General features: G+C 62.1%; 16 protein-coding genes. 7 read left to right on the forward strand and 9 right to left on the reverse strand.

The window, feature by feature from the left end:
- Positions 1-6: 6 nt before the first annotated feature.
- Complete coding sequence (locus JX25_RS06160; RefSeq protein WP_128254179.1) at positions 7-1,479, forward strand: mannitol dehydrogenase family protein; 1,473 nt, start codon at positions 7-9, stop codon at positions 1,477-1,479.
- Here the strand turns inward: JX25_RS06160 and JX25_RS06165 are convergent.
- From JX25_RS06165 to JX25_RS06180, 4 genes are all read right to left on the reverse strand, one after another.
- Positions 1,458-2,264, reverse strand: a complete 807-nt coding sequence (locus JX25_RS06165; protein ID WP_128254180.1) for an NAD-dependent epimerase/dehydratase family protein — start codon at positions 2,262-2,264, stop codon at positions 1,458-1,460. The two genes, JX25_RS06160 and JX25_RS06165, sit on opposite strands and share 22 nt — an antisense overlap.
- Positions 2,261-3,067: a glycosyltransferase gene (locus JX25_RS06170; RefSeq protein ID WP_128254181.1), complete on the reverse strand. Its 807-nt coding sequence runs from the start codon at positions 3,065-3,067 to the stop codon at positions 2,261-2,263. Before JX25_RS06170 ends, JX25_RS06165 begins: the two co-directional genes overlap by 4 nt.
- Positions 3,068-4,285: an NAD-dependent epimerase/dehydratase family protein gene (locus JX25_RS06175; protein ID WP_128254182.1), complete on the reverse strand. Its 1,218-nt coding sequence runs from the start codon at positions 4,283-4,285 to the stop codon at positions 3,068-3,070. It lies immediately after the preceding gene.
- A 105-nt stretch (positions 4,286-4,390) separates the two neighbouring features.
- Positions 4,391-5,545: a M20 aminoacylase family protein gene (locus JX25_RS06180; protein WP_128254183.1), complete on the reverse strand. Its 1,155-nt coding sequence runs from the start codon at positions 5,543-5,545 to the stop codon at positions 4,391-4,393.
- A 61-nt stretch (positions 5,546-5,606) separates the two neighbouring features.
- Here JX25_RS06180 and mazG point away from each other — a divergent pair, with 61 nt between their 5' ends.
- The gene (mazG, locus tag JX25_RS06185; RefSeq protein WP_128254184.1) at positions 5,607-6,386 is read left to right on the forward strand and encodes a nucleoside triphosphate pyrophosphohydrolase; all 780 of its coding nucleotides are present in this window, start codon (positions 5,607-5,609) and stop codon (positions 6,384-6,386) included.
- A 94-nt stretch (positions 6,387-6,480) separates the two neighbouring features.
- On the forward strand, positions 6,481-7,422 hold the full coding sequence (locus JX25_RS06190; RefSeq protein WP_128254185.1) for a nucleoside hydrolase: 942 nt from the start codon (positions 6,481-6,483) through the stop codon (positions 7,420-7,422).
- Here the strand turns inward: JX25_RS06190 and JX25_RS06195 are convergent.
- Positions 7,419-8,438 (reverse strand): ATP-binding protein, encoded by a 1,020-nt coding sequence (locus JX25_RS06195; protein ID WP_241557936.1) that lies wholly within the window; start codon positions 8,436-8,438, stop codon positions 7,419-7,421. The genes JX25_RS06190 and JX25_RS06195 overlap by 4 nt on opposite strands.
- 260 nt (positions 8,439-8,698) lie before the next feature.
- On the opposite strand from JX25_RS06195, the gene JX25_RS06200 reads away from it, so the two are divergent.
- Positions 8,699-9,058 carry a hypothetical protein gene (locus tag JX25_RS06200; protein WP_206611523.1) on the forward strand — a complete coding sequence of 120 codons (360 nt, stop codon included), beginning with the start codon at positions 8,699-8,701 and terminating at the stop codon, positions 9,056-9,058.
- Positions 9,059-9,060: 2 nt separating this feature from the next.
- Here JX25_RS06200 and JX25_RS06205 read toward each other — a convergent pair whose 3' ends face one another.
- Positions 9,061-9,585 (reverse strand): gamma carbonic anhydrase family protein, encoded by a 525-nt coding sequence (locus JX25_RS06205; RefSeq protein ID WP_128254187.1) that lies wholly within the window; start codon positions 9,583-9,585, stop codon positions 9,061-9,063.
- Positions 9,582-10,217 (reverse strand): guanylate kinase, encoded by a 636-nt coding sequence (gmk, locus tag JX25_RS06210; protein ID WP_128254188.1) that lies wholly within the window; start codon positions 10,215-10,217, stop codon positions 9,582-9,584. Before gmk ends, JX25_RS06205 begins: the two co-directional genes overlap by 4 nt.
- A 210-nt stretch (positions 10,218-10,427) precedes the next feature.
- Here gmk and JX25_RS06215 point away from each other — a divergent pair, with 210 nt between their 5' ends.
- The 3 genes from JX25_RS06215 (at position 10,428) to ilvN (ending at position 13,547) form a co-directional block, all read left to right on the forward strand.
- Positions 10,428-11,081 (forward strand): PAS domain-containing protein, encoded by a 654-nt coding sequence (locus JX25_RS06215; protein ID WP_128254189.1) that lies wholly within the window; start codon positions 10,428-10,430, stop codon positions 11,079-11,081.
- 181 nt (positions 11,082-11,262) lie between these two features.
- Complete coding sequence (locus tag JX25_RS06220) at positions 11,263-13,005, forward strand: acetolactate synthase 3 large subunit (protein WP_241557865.1); 1,743 nt, start codon at positions 11,263-11,265, stop codon at positions 13,003-13,005.
- Positions 13,006-13,016: 11 nt separating this feature from the next.
- Positions 13,017-13,547 carry an acetolactate synthase small subunit gene (gene ilvN, locus JX25_RS06225; RefSeq protein ID WP_128254191.1) on the forward strand — a complete coding sequence of 177 codons (531 nt, stop codon included), beginning with the start codon at positions 13,017-13,019 and terminating at the stop codon, positions 13,545-13,547.
- Here the strand turns inward: ilvN and JX25_RS06230 are convergent.
- Complete coding sequence (locus tag JX25_RS06230) at positions 13,544-13,987, reverse strand: cytochrome c-type biogenesis protein (protein ID WP_128254192.1); 444 nt, start codon at positions 13,985-13,987, stop codon at positions 13,544-13,546. The genes ilvN and JX25_RS06230 overlap by 4 nt on opposite strands.
- Positions 13,984-15,957, reverse strand: coding sequence for a heme lyase CcmF/NrfE family subunit (locus JX25_RS06235; protein WP_128254193.1), 1,974 nt, complete (start codon positions 15,955-15,957; stop codon positions 13,984-13,986). The genes JX25_RS06230 and JX25_RS06235 overlap by 4 nt, the downstream gene beginning before the upstream one ends.
- Positions 15,958-15,985: the final 28 nt, after the last annotated feature.

The raw sequence follows: 15,985 nt of genomic DNA on the forward strand, positions 1-15,985 counted from the left end.
GCTGACATGAAACTGAACGAAGCCAACCTTTCCTCCCTTCCCGAAGGCATCCGTGTTCCCGCCTATGACCGCAGGGCGTTGACGCCGGGGATCGTGCATATCGGCACCGGCAACTTCCACCGCGCGCATATGGCCGTCTATCTCGACGATCTGTTCGGCATGGGCCTTGATCATGACTGGGCGATCCTTGGCGCCGGGGTGCGCGAAGGGGATGAAAAGATGCGCCTGTTGCTGGCTGAACAGGATTACCTGTCGTCGGTAACGGAACTTGATCCGAACCAGACCGTCAGCCGTGTGATCGGCGCAATGCCCGGTTTCGTTCCCGTCGATCCGACGAATGCACCGCTGATTGCGGCCATGGCCGATCCCGCCATCCGCATCGTTTCTTTGACCGTGACGGAGGGTGGATATTTCATCGACCCCAAGACCGGCACGTTCAGCCCCGAACATCCCGCAATCCAGCGTGATGCCGCAAATCCGGACACGCCGGAAACGGCCTTCGGCGCGATCATTGCCGCGCTGAAGGCGCGGCGGGCAGCGGGCGTTCAGCCCTTCACCGTCATGTGCTGTGACAACCTTCCCCATAACGGACATGTCACGCGCGATGCAGTCGTCGGCCTGTGCCAGCTGTTCGATGAAGAACTAGCGGGCTGGATCAGGGCAAATGTCGCATTCCCGAATTCCATGGTGGACCGCATCACCCCGGCAACCGGCCCACGAGAGTTGCAGATGGTCGCAGGCCTTGGCATCGAAGATGCCGCCCCCGTCACCTGCGAGCCCTTCCGCCAATGGGTGGTGGAGGACAACTTTCCCGCCGGCCGCCCGCAGCTTGAAAAGGTGGGCGTGACCTTCACCGACGCAGTCGATGCATACGAGACGATGAAGATCCGCATCCTGAACGGCGGTCATGCGATCATCGCCTATCCCGGCGGGCTGAAGGATATCCACTTCGTGCACGAGGCGATGGAGGATCCCCAGATCCGCGCCTTCCTTGACAAGGTGGAGGTGGATGAGATCCTGCCGATCGTTCCGCCGGTGCCGGATACGGATCTGAACGCCTACAAGCAGCTGATCCTTGATCGTTGTGCCAACCCTGCCGTGGCCGATACGGTGCGCCGCCTTTGCCTTGACGGATCGAACCGCCAGCCGAAGTTCATCGTGCCTTCCATCCGCGACGTGGTGGCCAAGGGTGGCGATGCAACGGGCCTGATCCTGTTGTCGGCGCTGTGGTGCCGCTATTGCTTCGGCACCAGCGAGAAGGGAACGGAGATCGCGCCAAACGACCCGAACTGGGAAAAGCTGACGCTCGTTTCGGCCAAAGCGAAGGACGACCCTGCAGCATGGCTGGCCATGCACGAGGTTTACGGCGATCTGGGCGAGAATGCGGCTGTGGCCACGCGCTTTGCCGAACTGCTCCGCGCCGTCTGGGCCGAGGGCAGCGAGGCGGTGATCCAGCGCTATCTGGATGGCACACTCTGAAGCATCGCGGGAAGGCTGGCGATCAGCCTTCCCCATCCGCTGGGCCGCCAGCCAAGAGCTTTCAGCTTCGTGCAGTCCATCGCACTGACCTGGCTGCGATCGCCGCGCGGCGGAAGGGCTTGAACACATCCTGTCACGATGGCGACCTCTGCCAACAGGTCGCGCCGGTCCAGCACCAAATCCGAAACGTTGAAGACACCTTGCCCCCGACCCAGCACGGCCAAGACAGCCGCGGCAAGATCAGCGCCATGCACCTCGGTTGCGACGCGGGGCTTGACGGCGCGGCCCGCAAGATAATCCGCGAACATCTCCTGCCATTTATGCCCTTGTCCGGGGCCATAAACGCCAGTGGCACGCAGGCTGACCGTCGCTTCCGCCTCCACCGCTAGTTTCACCTGCCCATAAAGTGTATCCGGGCGTGGCTGCATGCCTTCGGTCAAAACCGTGCCGGCAGGATAATCCCCGTAAACCGCACGGGACGAAAGAAACACCGTCCGCCCCCCGAACCCGCGGATCAACCTTAGGGAGCCGTCAAGATTTGCCGCGCGAAACCCCTCGGGATCATCGCCCTCTCCGCCGCGGAAACGTCCCGGCTCGTGGCGGAAGGCGGCATGAACAAGCACATCGGCGTCGATTGCCGGCGCCTCACCCAGCGTGAAGGGCTGGAAGCCAGCCCCCTCCACCGCGCGGCGGCCAAGAACCGTCACATCATGACCGGCGGCCAGAAGCGCCCTTGTAATGAACGTTCCGACAAAACCCGTCGCCCCGGTGACGGCAACCTTCATGGGGCGGGCATCGTGGACAGGTCTGGAACCTCTCCGCGTTCATACATGCGCCACAAGTCGATAAGGGGGCGCAGCTTGTCTGCCTTGTCGTGATCCTGCCAAGGCTTTTCGTATTGGTAATGGAGGATGCGGATGTCATCCCAACTCCACAATTCCGGCATGGCGAACCAGACATATTGCAGCATGTTGCAGAAGATCGGCAGACCGTGCCAGTCGGGGTAATAGGACTGCAGGAAGGTCTGGTCCGTCCGCCGCCAGAACGCGTCCGGCACGTCCAGCTTTGCAAGCATGTCGTCAAACGTGCCAGCCGAGGGGCGCGCAGTGAACACCCCTGAATTCATCCGGTGAAAATCCGCCAGCCCTTCATAGACATTGGGTGCGGCACAAAACTCCGGATAGTCGAACAGCTTGTCCACGTTCCGCAGCACCAGCGTGTCGGCATCAAGGAACACCACCCGTTCGTAGTCCAGTTGCCACAGGCGCAGCTTGGCAAAATTGTCCAGCGGCGTATGGAACGGGGGCTTTCCGCCCTTGGTGAAGGCGGCCTTGGCATGAAGCGCATCACGTGCATGGGCAACATTGAACGCATCCGACGTGGGCAGCAGATCGCAGCGAACAAGCCGCGCATCCAGCCCCTGCGCTTCGGGCACATCCGTATGCAGCACCACGATATCCGCGGTGGAACCGGTTGCACGGATAGAGTTGATCAGCGCCTTCGCCCCAAGCGCATAATCGGCATTGGTCACCAATGTGACGAAGGCCCGCGAACTTGTCGCGGGCCGGTCGGGATACAGCCCCTCCATTCAGGAGACGGAGCGCAGGCGCTTGCCCTCGGGGTCACGCTCGACCAGTTGAGCAATGTCCTTGGTCCAGGCCGAAACGGCCGGAACGCGCGAACGGTCGATGCGATGGGCATATTTCCTGGCCACGTCCACCACCTCGGACAGCAGGCCTTCGGCCAGAGTGGTCGGTTTCAGCCCCAGCGCAAGGAACTGTTCGTTGTTCACGATCAGGTCGTTTTCCGCCGCTTCCTTGCGGGGGTTCGGAAGGTTGGCGATCTTTGCGCCGGTGATTTTCGAGACCAGTTCGGCCAGATCGCGAACGCGGTGGGTTTCGGTCATCTGGTTGAAGATCTTGACCCGCTCCCCCGCTTTGGGGGCATCGCCCAGCGCCAGTTCCACGCAGCGAACCGAATCCTGAACATGGATGAAGGCACGCGTCTGCCCACCCGTTCCGTGCACGGTCAACGGATAGCCGATAGCGGCCTGGATCAGGAAGCGGTTCAGCACGGTGCCGTAATCGCCGTCATAATCAAAGCGGTTGATCAGCTGTTCATGGCGGCGCGTCTGGTCGGTATGGGTCCCCCAGACGATGCCCTGATGCAGGTCGGTGATCCGCAGCCCGTCGTTCTGGGCATAGAACTGGAACAGGATCTGATCCAACGACTTGGTCATGTGATAGACCGAGCCTGGCTTCGTCGGATACAGGATCTGCTGACTTTTCTTGCCGGTGGGCGTGTCGATCTCCACATCCAGATACCCTTCGGGGATAGGCGCCCCGACCGAGGAATAGCCGTAGACGCCCATCGTGCCCAGATGCACCAGATGCGCGTCAATTCCCGTTTCAACCATCGCGGCCAGCAGGTTGTGCGTCGCGCTGACGTTGTTGTTGACGGTGTAAACCTTGTGACGGTCCGTTTTCATCGAATATGGCGCAGCGCGCTGTTCGGCGAAGTGGATGATCGCGTCGGGCTTCACCTCTAGCAGCCAGCCCTTCAGCCGGTCGTACTCGGTGGCAAGGTTCAGAAGGTGGAAATGGATGCGGTGGCCGGTTTCCTGATGCCAGATGCGGCAGCGTTCCTGGATGGAGTCCATGGGCGTCAGGGATTGGACGCCAAGTTCCGTGTCGATCCAGCGGCGCGACAGGTTATCCACGATATGAACCTCGTGGCCGAGGTTCGAAAGGTGAAGCGATGTGGGCCAACCAACGAAACCGTCGCCGCCAAGAACTGCAATGCGCAAAGTCTTCCTCCCTCTGCACCGAACCAATCGGATGTATCGTCCGCGAACTATGACAGCCGTTACATGAAAGTCTAATGAAGAAACGATCTTCTGTTACAAAGGGCGTTATCCCGCCGGTTGCGCGGTCTCGACCAGCCGCGCGAAGAAGGCTGCACCAAGGGGTGCGATCTCGTCGTTGAAGTCGAATCCGGGATTGTGCAGTCCTGCCCCCGGCCCCGCGCCAAGGAACAGATACGCCCCCGGCCGCGCCTGCAGCATATAGGAGAAATCCTCGGCCCCCATCTGGCGCGGCGTGTCTGCATCAACCTCGGCCAGTTCGGCGGCAACACGGGCGGCGAAGGCTGCCTCCTCGGGGTGGTTGATGGTGGGCGGGTAGCCGCGTTCATAGTCGATATCGACCTCCACCCCGAACGAGGCAGCCTGACCGGCCACGATGTCGCGGATGCGCTGTTCGGCAAGATCGCGCATTCCCGGCGTGAAGGCGCGGATCGTGGCGGTCATCCAGGCTTCCGACGGGATGATGTTGGACGCACTGCCGGCATGGATCTGCGTGACGGAAACGACGACCTGATCCAGCGCCGGAACATTGCGCGACACCACCGTCTGCAGCGCCTGCACCAGCGAGGCCATCGCGATCACGGGATCCACCGTGGTGTGCGGCATTGCGCCATGGCCGCCCTTGCCCCGCAGTGTCACCGTCGCCGTATCCACCGAGGCCATGATCGGACCGGGGTTGGTGAAGAAGACGCCCTTCGGCAGGTTCGGCCAGTTGTGGATGCCAAAGACGCGCCCGATGCCGAAGCGCTCCATGATCCCTTCGGCGACCATCACCTCGGCCCCGCCGCCGCCTTCTTCTGCGGGCTGGAAGATCAGCGCTACGCGGCCCGAAAAGTTGCGCGTTTCGGCCAGATACTTCGCTGCCCCCAGAAGCATCGCCACATGCCCGTCATGGCCGCAGGCATGCATCTTGCCCGGAATGGTGGAGGCATGTGCAACTCCCGTCTCCTCGGCGATGGGCAGCGCGTCCATGTCGGACCGCAAGCCGATGGTAGGGCCGTCCCCCGTCCCGTTAATGATGGCGACGATGCCCGTCTTTGCGATTCCTTCATGCAGTTCGTCCACGCCGAAGTCCCGCAGGCGGGCCGCGATGAAAGCCGCCGTCCGGTGGCAGTCGAAATCAAGCTCGGGATGGGCGTGCAGGTGCCGGCGCCAGGCTGTCATCTCCTCGGCATGGGCGGCGATGCTGTTGGGGACGGGCATGATGGACTCCTGATCCGAGGGGGCTTAGCCAGTGTTCAACCGGAAAACAGAGGAAGCTGCAATGCGTGCCGAAACCGAACTGCGCCGCCTGATCGAGGTAATGGAGCGCCTGCGCGATCCCGAAACCGGCTGCCCCTGGGACGTGGCGCAAAGCTTCGCAACCATCGCCCCCTATACTATCGAGGAAGCCTATGAGGTTGCCGACACGATCGAGCGGGAGGCATGGGACGAACTTCCCGCAGAGTTGGGCGATCTGCTGTTCCAGACCATCTTCCACGCCCGCATCGCCGAGGAAGCCGGTCTTTTCGATTTTGCCGATGTTGCGCGCGGCATTGCCGACAAGATGATCGCCCGCCATCCGCATATCTTCGAGGGTGGCGAGAAACCGGACTGGGAAGCGTTGAAAGCTGCCGAACGTGCGGCCCGAAGCGAAACGCGCGTGCTGGATGGGGTTGCGCTTGGCCTTCCGGCGCTGACGCGGGCGGTGAAGCTTCAGCGCAGGGCGGCGCGTGTCGGTTTTGACTGGCCCTCCACCGATCAGGTGCTGGACAAGGTTGCCGAGGAAATGGCCGAACTGGTCGAGGCGCGGGATGAGAAGGCACAGGCCGATATTGCCGAAGAATTCGGCGACCTGCTTTTTGTCATGGCAAACCTTGCCCGCCATCTGGATGTTGACCCCGAACAGGCGTTGCGGGCGGCGAATGCGAAGTTTACGCGCCGCTTTTCCTTTATCGAAGACGCACTTTCCAAGGACGGACGCACCCCGGCCGAAAGCTCGTTGGAGGAGATGGACGGTCTGTGGAACGATGCCAAGGCAGCCGAACGTGCAACCGCCACGTAACACGTTTGCGATTTAATCGTGCACGAGAGTAATAACCTAGACTTTTAAGCAGTTTTACCTTCTGATCCCCCGCATGCGTCCAAAGGGGGCCATCATGACGACACAGAAGATCATCATCGACGCGGCGCCGGGGCAGGACGATGCAATCGGTCTGCTCGTCGCGCTTGGCAGTTCTGACGAGTTGGAGTTGCTGGGCGTGACCGTTGTCGAATGCCGTGTTCCATTGAAGGCTGCGCTGCACAACACGCGCCGCGTTTGCGAATTGGCCGGGCGGCATGACATCGGCATCTTTGCCGGATGCGACCGCCCCCTGATCCGTGAACCTGCCAGCCTGCAACGTCCGGGCGTGGATACCGGTCTGGACGGTTTCGAGGCGCCCTGCCCTGATGTTCCGGTTCAGGGGCTGCACGCTGCCGATTTCATCATCGAAACGCTGCGTAACGAAGAGCCGTCTTCGGTCACCCTTTGCTGCTTTGGTCCGCTGACCAATATCGCCACGGCGTTGCAACGCGCGCCGGACATCGCGCCCCGTATCCGCGAGATCGTGATGATGGCCGGAAGCCGTTGCGCAACCGGCATCCTTTCCCCTGTGGCCGAGCAGAACGCCTGGATCGACCCCGAGGCGCTGCAACTCGTGCTTGATTCCGATGTCAGTTGCACTCTGCTGCCACTGGATATCGCCCATCAACTGGTTGCATCCCCGCCGCGGCTTGCCGCTTTGCGTGCCATAGGCACCAAACCTGCCAAGGCTGCAGCAGCCTGGGCGGATGTGCTGACCCGCCCCTATCACGAAACCTTCGGGGCCGAAGGAATGCCCCTGCACAGCCCCCCCGTCATCGCCTATCTGCTGCGTCCGTATCTTTTCATGGGAAGGCACGTGAACGTGCAGATCGAAACCCGAAGCGAGCTGACGCGCGGAATGAGCGTCATAGACTGGTGGGGCATCACGCCGCGCAAGCCGAACGCGCTGGTCATGTCCCACGTGGAGGCGAACGGCGTCTTCTCGTTGCTGAACGAAATGATCGCGCAGCTTTAGTTCTGGGGCAGGATCACGGTAAAGACGCTGCCCTTGCCCTTTTCGCTTTCGATACGGAACCGGCCGCGATGCCGGTTCACGATGTGCTTGACGATCGCCAGCCCAAGCCCCGTCCCACCCATCTCGCGCGAGCGGTGGTTGTCCACGCGATAGAACCGCTCGGTCAGGCGGGGAATGTGGATCGGGTCGATCCCCTCCCCACGATCGATCACGTCGATCACGACCGTCGGGCCAAGACGCAGCGTGTCGGTATCGTCCCGCCGCAGATCGATGGTGATGCGCCCGCCCGTGGCACCGTATTTGATCGCGTTCTCGATCAGGTTCTGGAACACCTGAACCATCTGGTCGGGATCTGCCGGAATGACCAGGGGCTCCTGCTGGCCCGTGATCTCCAGCTCGGCCCCGGCCGCCGCAGCGGTTGGCCGCAAGGCCGTCACGGCCCCCGCCACCAGCGCCACGATATCGACAGGCGTCGTGGGGCGAACCCGCTCTTCGCTTTCGACCCGGCTTAGCGAAAGAAGGTCGCGGACAAGCCGGTTCATCCGCTCCGCCTCGCGGGACATGATCGTCAGGAACCGACCCCGCGCCGCGGGATCATCCTTGGCTGCGCCTTGCAGCGTTTCGATGAAACCCAGCAGCGAGGTAAGCGGGGTGCGCAATTCGTGGCTGACATTTGCCACGAAGTCACGGCGGATCGCGCCCACCTGCTCCTGCTCTGTGATATCTTCGAAAACGCACATCACCTGATCTTCGGGCATGGGCGAAACGGTCACGCGATAGGTGGCTTCCCGCGACGGGCCGGTGATAATATGGCGCCCGCACGCCTTCTGTTTATGGCGCAACGTACCTTCGATGGCGTCCAGAAGCCCGGGTTGGCGCATCGTCAGAATATAGTGCCGCCCGATGACGGCTTGTCCGAAAAGATCAAGGGCCGTCTCATTAGCAACTATAATGCGTTCATCGGAGCCGATGATCAGTGCAGGAACCGGGATGCCATCGACCACCATCCGCAACATCCGGATATTGCTGTCATCCGTCGCAGCCACTGTCTTGATACTCTGCATTATCCACCCGAATTCCGGCATCGTTGTTTGCCTTGCGCCGACGCTGCACCATACTTTATCCGCACCGGAACGGTTTGCATCGACAAGTTTGTATCTTTCGTGACACTTTGGGAAAAAAGCTAATTGCGGGGGGAAGCCGGTTGCCTGTCATGTCGCTGGCGGACTACAACCGGAAGACGCGTGCAGCGGACGCTCGCCCGCAGGGAGGAATGATGCGTTCGCCCATATCGGGAGTGAGCCCGCCACCGCTCGGCACGCCCGAGACATGGCTCGTGGTCGAAACTCCCCATGCTTTCATGTATATCGATCAACTACCGCGCCGCCCCTCCATTGTCATGGCACGGTTCCGCGACATGAGCGGATCGCTGGTGGACTGCGTGCGACCCGACTGGATCCTTTGCCCGCTTTTCACAGACTCCTTTGACGCCTTCGACATCCTCCGCCACGTCTCGGAAGCGGAACACCAGCCCAATATAGGTGTCCTGACGCAGAAGTTGCCCAATGGGAGGATGGTGGAGGAGGAGCTGAAAGCCAGAGCCGGCCCCCTGAACGTCAGGATTCTGGCACTTTGACGTCAAGTATGGACCAGCCCCTCACGAAACCGGCGCATGTTCATCCGATAATTCCGCGCTGACAGGCGCAGGCGCGCAATCTCTTCTTCCGAAAGCATCCGCACCACGCGCCCCGGGCTTCCCATCACAAGGGACCCGTCGGGAATCTCCTTCCCCTCGGTCACAAGGGCATTGGCCCCGATCAGGCAGCCAGAGCCGATCCGCGCGCCGTTCATGATCGTGGCGCCCATGCCGATCAATGTGCCATCGCCAATGGTGCAACCGTGAAGAAGCGCGCGGTGGCCGATGGTGCAATCGGCCCCCACCGCAAGCGGGAAATCCCAGTCGGTGTGCAGCACGGCGTTGTCCTGCACGTTGCTGCCCGCGCCGATGCGTATTTCCTCGTTGTCGCCGCGTATGACCGCACCAAACCAGATGCCGACCCCTTCGGCCAGCGCCACTTTCCCGATGACATGGGCGCCCGGCGCGATCCAGACATCGCCCGAGGCGGGGAGGCGTGGCGCGGTATCATCGAGGGTGTAGATCATCTTCGTTCAAACTCCGCATTCATGCCGCGCACCACCTCTGTCAGGTCCGGCTGACGGTCGCGGCGCAGTCGTTCGGCGGTAAGTATAGCACGCAATTGCGCTTCGGCATGATCAATATCATGATTTATCAGAACATAATCATACTCAGCCCAATGCCCGATTTCATCGCGTGATTTGGCCATGCGGTGTGAGATCACTTCCTCGCTGTCCTGCCCGCGCCCGCGCAGACGGCGCTCCAGTTCCTCGATCGAGGGGGGAAGGATGAAGATCGACACGGCGTCGCGACCGAGGGCAGAGTTGCGGATCTGCTGCCCGCCCTGCCAATCCACGTCGAACAGCGTGTCCCGGCCTTCTGCCATCGCCTGTTCGACGGGTGCACGCGGGCTGCCATAGAAATTGCCGAACACTTCGGCATGTTCAAGCATCTGGCCATGGGCGACCATCTCCTGAAACTGCTCGCGCGTGCGGAAAAAGTAATCCTTGCCGTCCACCTCGCCCTGGCGCGGTCCGCGGGTGGTGGCCGAGACGGAAAAGCTGATATCGGGATCCCATGCCATCAGGCGCTTCGACAGCGTGGATTTTCCCGCCCCCGAGGGAGAGGAAAGTATCAAGAGAAGTCCGCGCCGCATCATCTTGTCCGTTCTGGTTCCGTTACCGGCATCTGGCCCCGCCAGTGCAAGAGGTCAAGCAGGATCGACGCGCATGGCCGGCGGGGTGGTGATTAACGAATTGGTTACCATTAACTGTTCATTCATCTTCATGCGGAATTCCCCCTGATTGCTGCTATCTCGGGGCAAGTGGAAGCGTGGACAGAGTTTCGCGTTCAGCGAAAAGGTGTTTGGATGATCGTCGAATTTCCGATGGGCAAAGTTCAGGCAGGCATGGCGAAGCGGCACCAGGCCGTCACCCGCCTTCGCGCCTACTGGCAAAGCCTGCGCCGGAATGGCGATGTGCCGCATCGTTCCGATATCGCTCCTGCGAACATCCCGTGGGCATTGGCAAACACCTTCATGATCGAACGTCGGAAGGTGGGCGTTACCCGCTTCCGTCTTGGCTGCGCTGTTCTGGAAGAGGTGATGGGCATGGATCTGCGCGGCATGCCCTTCCTGTCGCTGATCGACCCTGAAAAGCGCGATGCCTGTACCCCGCAGATCGAGGAGGTGTTCGAAGCCCCCGGCGTCCTTGATCTTTCGCTTGAAGGCGTATCCCCGCCGGGGCGGGCGCGTCTGGGTGCGCGGCTGCTGCTTTTGCCGGTGCGAAGCGAGCGCGGCATCGATCTGGCGCTTGGCTGCATCGAAACCGAAGGGCTGGTCGGCGCCGCTCCGCGCCGGTTCCATCCCGTCCGCGCCGATTTCCAGCACGCTTTCGAAACCCTGCCGGCCGCCGCCGGCTTCGCCGAGCCGGCAACCCCCTTCCAGCCGACCTCGGCCGCTCAGGCAGGCCTGCGGCTGGCCCACCCCGTCGATCATAAAATTTCCAGTATCGACCTAGAATAACAATAAAGATGCGAACGGCCACTGGTTTGTGGAAATAAAGCGTTGACCCTTGCCGGATCCTCCCTTACCTACCAGCGGACGGCAGGTGGGCTGTTGCCCTGTGCATAACCGTTTGGCCGGTGATAACGATCACCCCGACGCGCCCTGCCCCGATAACCAGACGGAGAACCCGACGATGCGGATGAGCGGTGCGAAAATGGTGGTGCAGGCCCTGAAAGATCAGGGCGTCGAAGTTGTCTTCGGCTATCCTGGCGGCGCTGTCCTGCCCATCTATGACGAGCTTTTTCAGCAGAACGACATCCGCCACATTCTTGTGCGGCACGAACAGGGTGCGGTGCACATGGCCGAAGGCTATGCCCGTTCCACCGGCAAACCCGGGGTGGTTCTCGTCACCTCCGGCCCCGGTGCAACGAACGCCGTGACCGGCCTGACGGATGCACTGCTGGATTCGATCCCGCTGGTCGTTCTGTCGGGACAGGTCCCCACCTTCCTGATCGGCACGGATGGCTTCCAAGAGGCGGACACGGTGGGCATCACCCGCCCCTGCACCAAGCATAACTGGCTGGTGAAGGACACGGAAAAGCTTGCCGCGACCATCCACGAAGGATTCCACGTCGCCACGAAGGGCCGCCCGGGCCCGGTGCTGATCGATATTCCGAAGGACATCCAGTTCGCGGAAGGCACCTATGTCGCGCCGGATGCGATCCGCGTGCCCCATTATCAGCCCCGAACCGCGCCCGACATGGATGCCGTGGCGCAACTGGTGCAGATGATCGAAACGGCCGAACGGCCCGTGTTCTATACGGGGGGGGGCGTCATCAACTCCGGCCCCGAGGCAAGCCGCCTGCTGCGCGAAATCGCGGATGCGGCGAACATCCCCGTCACCTCCACTCTCATGGGGCTGGGCGCATATCCCGCCAGCGGCAAGGGCTGGCTGGGCATGCTTGGCATGCACGGGCTGTACGAGGCGAACATGGCCATGCACGGCTGCGACCTGATGGTCAGCATCGGTGCGCGCTTCGACGACCGTGTGACGGGCCGCCTTGCCGATTTCTCGCCCAATTCGAAGAAGGTCCATATCGACATCGATCCTTCCTCGATCAACAAGATCATCCATGTCGATCTTGGCATCGTGGGCGATGTTGGCAAGACGCTGGCCGAAGTGCTGCGCGTCTGGACCGAACGCGGCCGGAAGGTGAAGACCGAGGCGCTGGCCAGCTGGAACCGGCAGGTTGCGGAATGGAAGGCCGTGCGCTGCCTGACCTACAAACCCTCCTCCTCCACCATCAAGCCGCAATACGCGCTTGAACGGCTGGAAGCGCTGACCAAGGACATGGACCGCTATATCACGACCGAGGTGGGCCAGCACCAGATGTGGGCCGCGCAGTTCCTCGGGTTCGAGGATCCGAACCGCTGGATGACCTCGGGCGGCCTTGGCACCATGGGATATGGACTGCCCGCCTCTATCGGCGTGCAGATCGCGCATCCCGACGCGCTGGTCATCAACGTGGCTGGTGAAGCGTCTTGGCTGATGAACATGCAGGAAATGGGCACGGCGATGCAATTCCGTGCGCCGGTGAAGCAGTTCATCCTGAACAACGAACGCCTTGGCATGGTCCGCCAATGGCAGGAACTGATCCACGGCGAACGCTACAGCCATTCGTGGTCGGAAAGCCTGCCGGACTTCGTGAAACTGGCCGAAGCCTTCGGCTGCAAGGGCATCCAGTGCAAGGATCCTGCCGATCTGGACGATGCGATCATGGAAATGATCCGCTATGACGGGCCGGTGATCTTCGACTGCCTTGTGGAAAAGCACGAGAACTGCTTCCCCATGATCCCGTCGGGCAAGGCACATAACGAAATGCTGCTGGGCGAAGCGGAAACGCAGGGCGTCATCGAAACGCACGGCGCGGCACTGGTCTGAGGGGGAACGCCATGAACAAGAGCGCTTATCACATGCGGGACGCCAACGGAGAGATCATCGAGGCGCACACGCTTGCCCTGATGGTCGATAACGAAAGCGGGGTGCTTGCCCGCGTGATCGGCCTTTTCTCGGGCCGCGGTTACAACATCGAAAGCCTTACCGTGGCCGAGGTGGACCATGAAGGCCGCCGGTCGCGCATCACGGTTGTCACCACCGGCACCGCGATCGTGATCGAACAGATCAAGGCGCAGCTTGGCCGCCTTGTTCCCGTGCACGAGGTGCATGACCTGACAGTCGAAGGCCCCGCCGTGCAGCGCGAGCTTGCGCTTTTCAAGGTGGTCGGAAGCGGCGATGCCCGTATCGAAGCGCTGCGACTTGCAGAGATCTTCCGCGCCAATGTGGTGGATTCCACGCTGGAGAGCTTCGTCTTCGAAATGACGGGCACCGCCGAGAAGATCGATGCCTTCGCGGATCTTATGCGCCCGCTTGGCCTGCGTGAGATTGCACGGACGGGCGTGGCCGCCCTGTCGCGCGGCGTTTAACCCTTCAGGATCTGGTCCAGACGGGCTTTTTCCTTATCCGAAAGCGGCTCGGTCGGGCCGGTGCGGCGGCGGCGCAGGTAAAGCGCGGCAATGCCCGCCCCGCCCAGAAGCAGCAGCGGCCCTGCCGCCCAAAGCAGCAGGGTCGTGCCCCGCGCGGGCGGCGAAAGCAGTACGTATTCGCCGTAACGGTCCACGACGAAATCAGAAACTTCAGCGTCGGTGTCGCCCGCCTGCAGCCGCTCGCGCACCAGCAGGCGCAGATCGCGGGCGATGCTGGCGTTGCTGTCGTCGATACTCTCGTTCCGGCAAACGGGGCAGCGAAGGCCGGCACTGATGTCGCGGGCGCGGGCCTCCAGCACGGGATCGGAAAGTATCTCATCGGGCTGCACGGCAAAGGCAGGACCGGCCAGCACAAGCATCACAAGCAGCGCACGGATCATTCGGCACCCACCACGACAGGGGCACGCCGTGCCGCGCCAGCTGCCACGCGATACCGCCGATCTGTCAGGCTGATGATGCCGCCAAGGGCCATCAGGAAGGCACCGCCCCAGATCCAGTTGGCAAAGGGTTTGATATATCCGCGCACGGCATAACCACCCCCATCCTGTGCATCGCCGATCACCAGATAGATGTCGCGCAGCAGGCCGTGGTCGATCCCCGCTTCGGTTGTGGGCATTCCGGCAACCGGATAGATGCGCTTTTCCGGATGCAGGACGGTTACGGTCGCTCCGCCACGCTCCACTCGCATCTCGGCGATGGTCGTGAAGTAGTTGGAGCCTTCGCCCTCCCGCACATCCTGCAACGTGATGGTATAGGGGCCAAGATCATAGCTTTCCCCTTCGCGCAGCACACGAATATCCTCCACCTGCCAGGCAAGAATGGCGCTGATGCCGAAAATGCTGACGGCGAAACCGAAATGGGCGACGGCCTTGCCCCAGTCGGCCCGCGGCAGGCGGCGCAGGCGGCGAAACCTGTCGCCCAGCGCGCCGCGGCCCGTGCGCTGCCACAGGTCGATCAGCACCCCCGCCCCGACCCAAGTGGCAAGCCCGACCCCGATCGGGCCCAGCGCCGACCGTCCGCTTTGCATCGCCCAGACCAGCGCCCCCAGCGCAACGGCAAGCACCAATGCACCGCGCAACGTGCGCAGCGCGCGCCCCAGTTCGGCCCGCTTCCACGGGATCAGCCCCCCGATGGGCAGGGCCAGCGCGATGCCGATCATGAAAGGCGTGAAGGCCGCGTTGAAGAAAGGCGCGCCGACGGAAAGTGTACGGTTCCACACGATCTCGGCGATAAGGGGCCAGATCGTGCCGATGAACACCACGAAACAGGAAACCGTCAGCAGCAGGTTGTTCAGCACCAGCCCGCTTTCGCGGCTGACGGTGGAAAAGACGCCCTTCGCCTCCATCGTGCCGGCGCGGGCGGTGAACAACGTCAACGCGCCGCCCATGAAGATGCCAAGGATGACAAGGATGAACATCCCGCGATCGGGGTCGCTGGCAAAGGCGTGGACGGATGTGATGACACCTGACCGCACGATGAACGTGCCGATCAGCGAAAAGCCGAAGGCGAGGATCGCCAACAGGATCGTCCACGCCTTCAGTGATTCACGCTTTTCCACGACGATCGCGGAATGCAGCAGCGCAGACCCGATCAGCCACGGCATGAACGAGGCGTTTTCGACCGGATCCCAGAACCAGAACCCGCCCCAGCCAAGCTCGTAATATGCCCACCACGACCCCAGCGCGATGCCAACGGACAGGAACATCCACGCCGCCAGCGTCCAAGGGCGCACCCAGCGGCCCCAGGCGGCATCGACCCGGCCCTCAAGCAGGGCGGCAACCGCGAAGGAGAATGGCATGCTCATCCCCACATAACCGAGGTAAAGGAACGGCGGGTGGAAGGCGAGGCCGGGATCCTGCAGCAGCGGGTTCAGATCCTGCCCGTTGAAGGGCGGCACCGCCAGCCGCAGGAACGGGTTGGACGTCAGAAGCATGAACAGGATGAACGCCACCGCGATCATGGCCTGCACCGCCAGAACCCGTGCCCTCAGCCGGTCCGGCAGGTTGCCCCCGAACCACGCCACCAGCGCCCCGTAAAGCGCAAGGATCAGGGTCCACAGCAGCAAAGAGCCTTCATGGTTCCCCCAGACGCCTGAAATCTTGTAGATCAGCGGCTTCAGCGTGTGCGAATTCTCCACCACCAGCTTCAGCGAGAAGTCCGAGGTGACGAATGCATGCGTTAGCGCGGCAAAGGAAAAGCCGATCAGCAAAAGCTGGATCTTCGCCGCCGGACCGGCCATCGCCATCCAGCCGGACCAGCTCTTATGTGCACCCACCAGCGGGATCACCGATTGCAGGGCGGCAACAAACAGCGCAAGGACCAGAGTGAAGTGTCCCAGTTCTGTTAGCATTCAGGGCTCCCTTGCTGCGGCAGCGCGA

Origin of the sequence: Falsirhodobacter deserti (assembly GCF_004015795.1) — a bacterium.
Lineage (GTDB): Bacteria > Pseudomonadota > Alphaproteobacteria > Rhodobacterales > Rhodobacteraceae > Falsirhodobacter > Falsirhodobacter deserti.

Coding starts and splice junctions, on each gene's coding strand:
- JX25_RS06160 (WP_128254179.1), top strand. CDS start 7: ATGAAACTGAACGAAGCCAACCTTTCCTCCCTTCCCGAAGGCATCCGT.
- JX25_RS06165 (WP_128254180.1), bottom strand. CDS start 2,264: ATGAAGGTTGCCGTCACCGGGGCGACGGGTTTTGTCGGAACGTTCATT.
- JX25_RS06170 (WP_128254181.1), bottom strand. CDS start 3,067: ATGGAGGGGCTGTATCCCGACCGGCCCGCGACAAGTTCGCGGGCCTTC.
- JX25_RS06180 (WP_128254183.1), bottom strand. CDS start 5,545: ATGCCCGTCCCCAACAGCATCGCCGCCCATGCCGAGGAGATGACAGCC.
- mazG (WP_128254184.1), top strand. CDS start 5,607: ATGCGTGCCGAAACCGAACTGCGCCGCCTGATCGAGGTAATGGAGCGC.
- JX25_RS06190 (WP_128254185.1), top strand. CDS start 6,481: ATGACGACACAGAAGATCATCATCGACGCGGCGCCGGGGCAGGACGAT.
- JX25_RS06195 (WP_241557936.1), bottom strand. CDS start 8,438: ATGTTGCGGATGGTGGTCGATGGCATCCCGGTTCCTGCACTGATCATC.
- JX25_RS06200 (WP_206611523.1), top strand. CDS start 8,699: ATGCGTTCGCCCATATCGGGAGTGAGCCCGCCACCGCTCGGCACGCCC.
- JX25_RS06205 (WP_128254187.1), bottom strand. CDS start 9,585: ATGATCTACACCCTCGATGATACCGCGCCACGCCTCCCCGCCTCGGGC.
- gmk (WP_128254188.1), bottom strand. CDS start 10,217: ATGATGCGGCGCGGACTTCTCTTGATACTTTCCTCTCCCTCGGGGGCG.
- JX25_RS06215 (WP_128254189.1), top strand. CDS start 10,428: ATGATCGTCGAATTTCCGATGGGCAAAGTTCAGGCAGGCATGGCGAAG.
- JX25_RS06220 (WP_241557865.1), top strand. CDS start 11,263: ATGAGCGGTGCGAAAATGGTGGTGCAGGCCCTGAAAGATCAGGGCGTC.
- ilvN (WP_128254191.1), top strand. CDS start 13,017: ATGAACAAGAGCGCTTATCACATGCGGGACGCCAACGGAGAGATCATC.
- JX25_RS06230 (WP_128254192.1), bottom strand. CDS start 13,987: ATGATCCGTGCGCTGCTTGTGATGCTTGTGCTGGCCGGTCCTGCCTTT.
- JX25_RS06235 (WP_128254193.1), bottom strand. CDS start 15,957: ATGCTAACAGAACTGGGACACTTCACTCTGGTCCTTGCGCTGTTTGTT.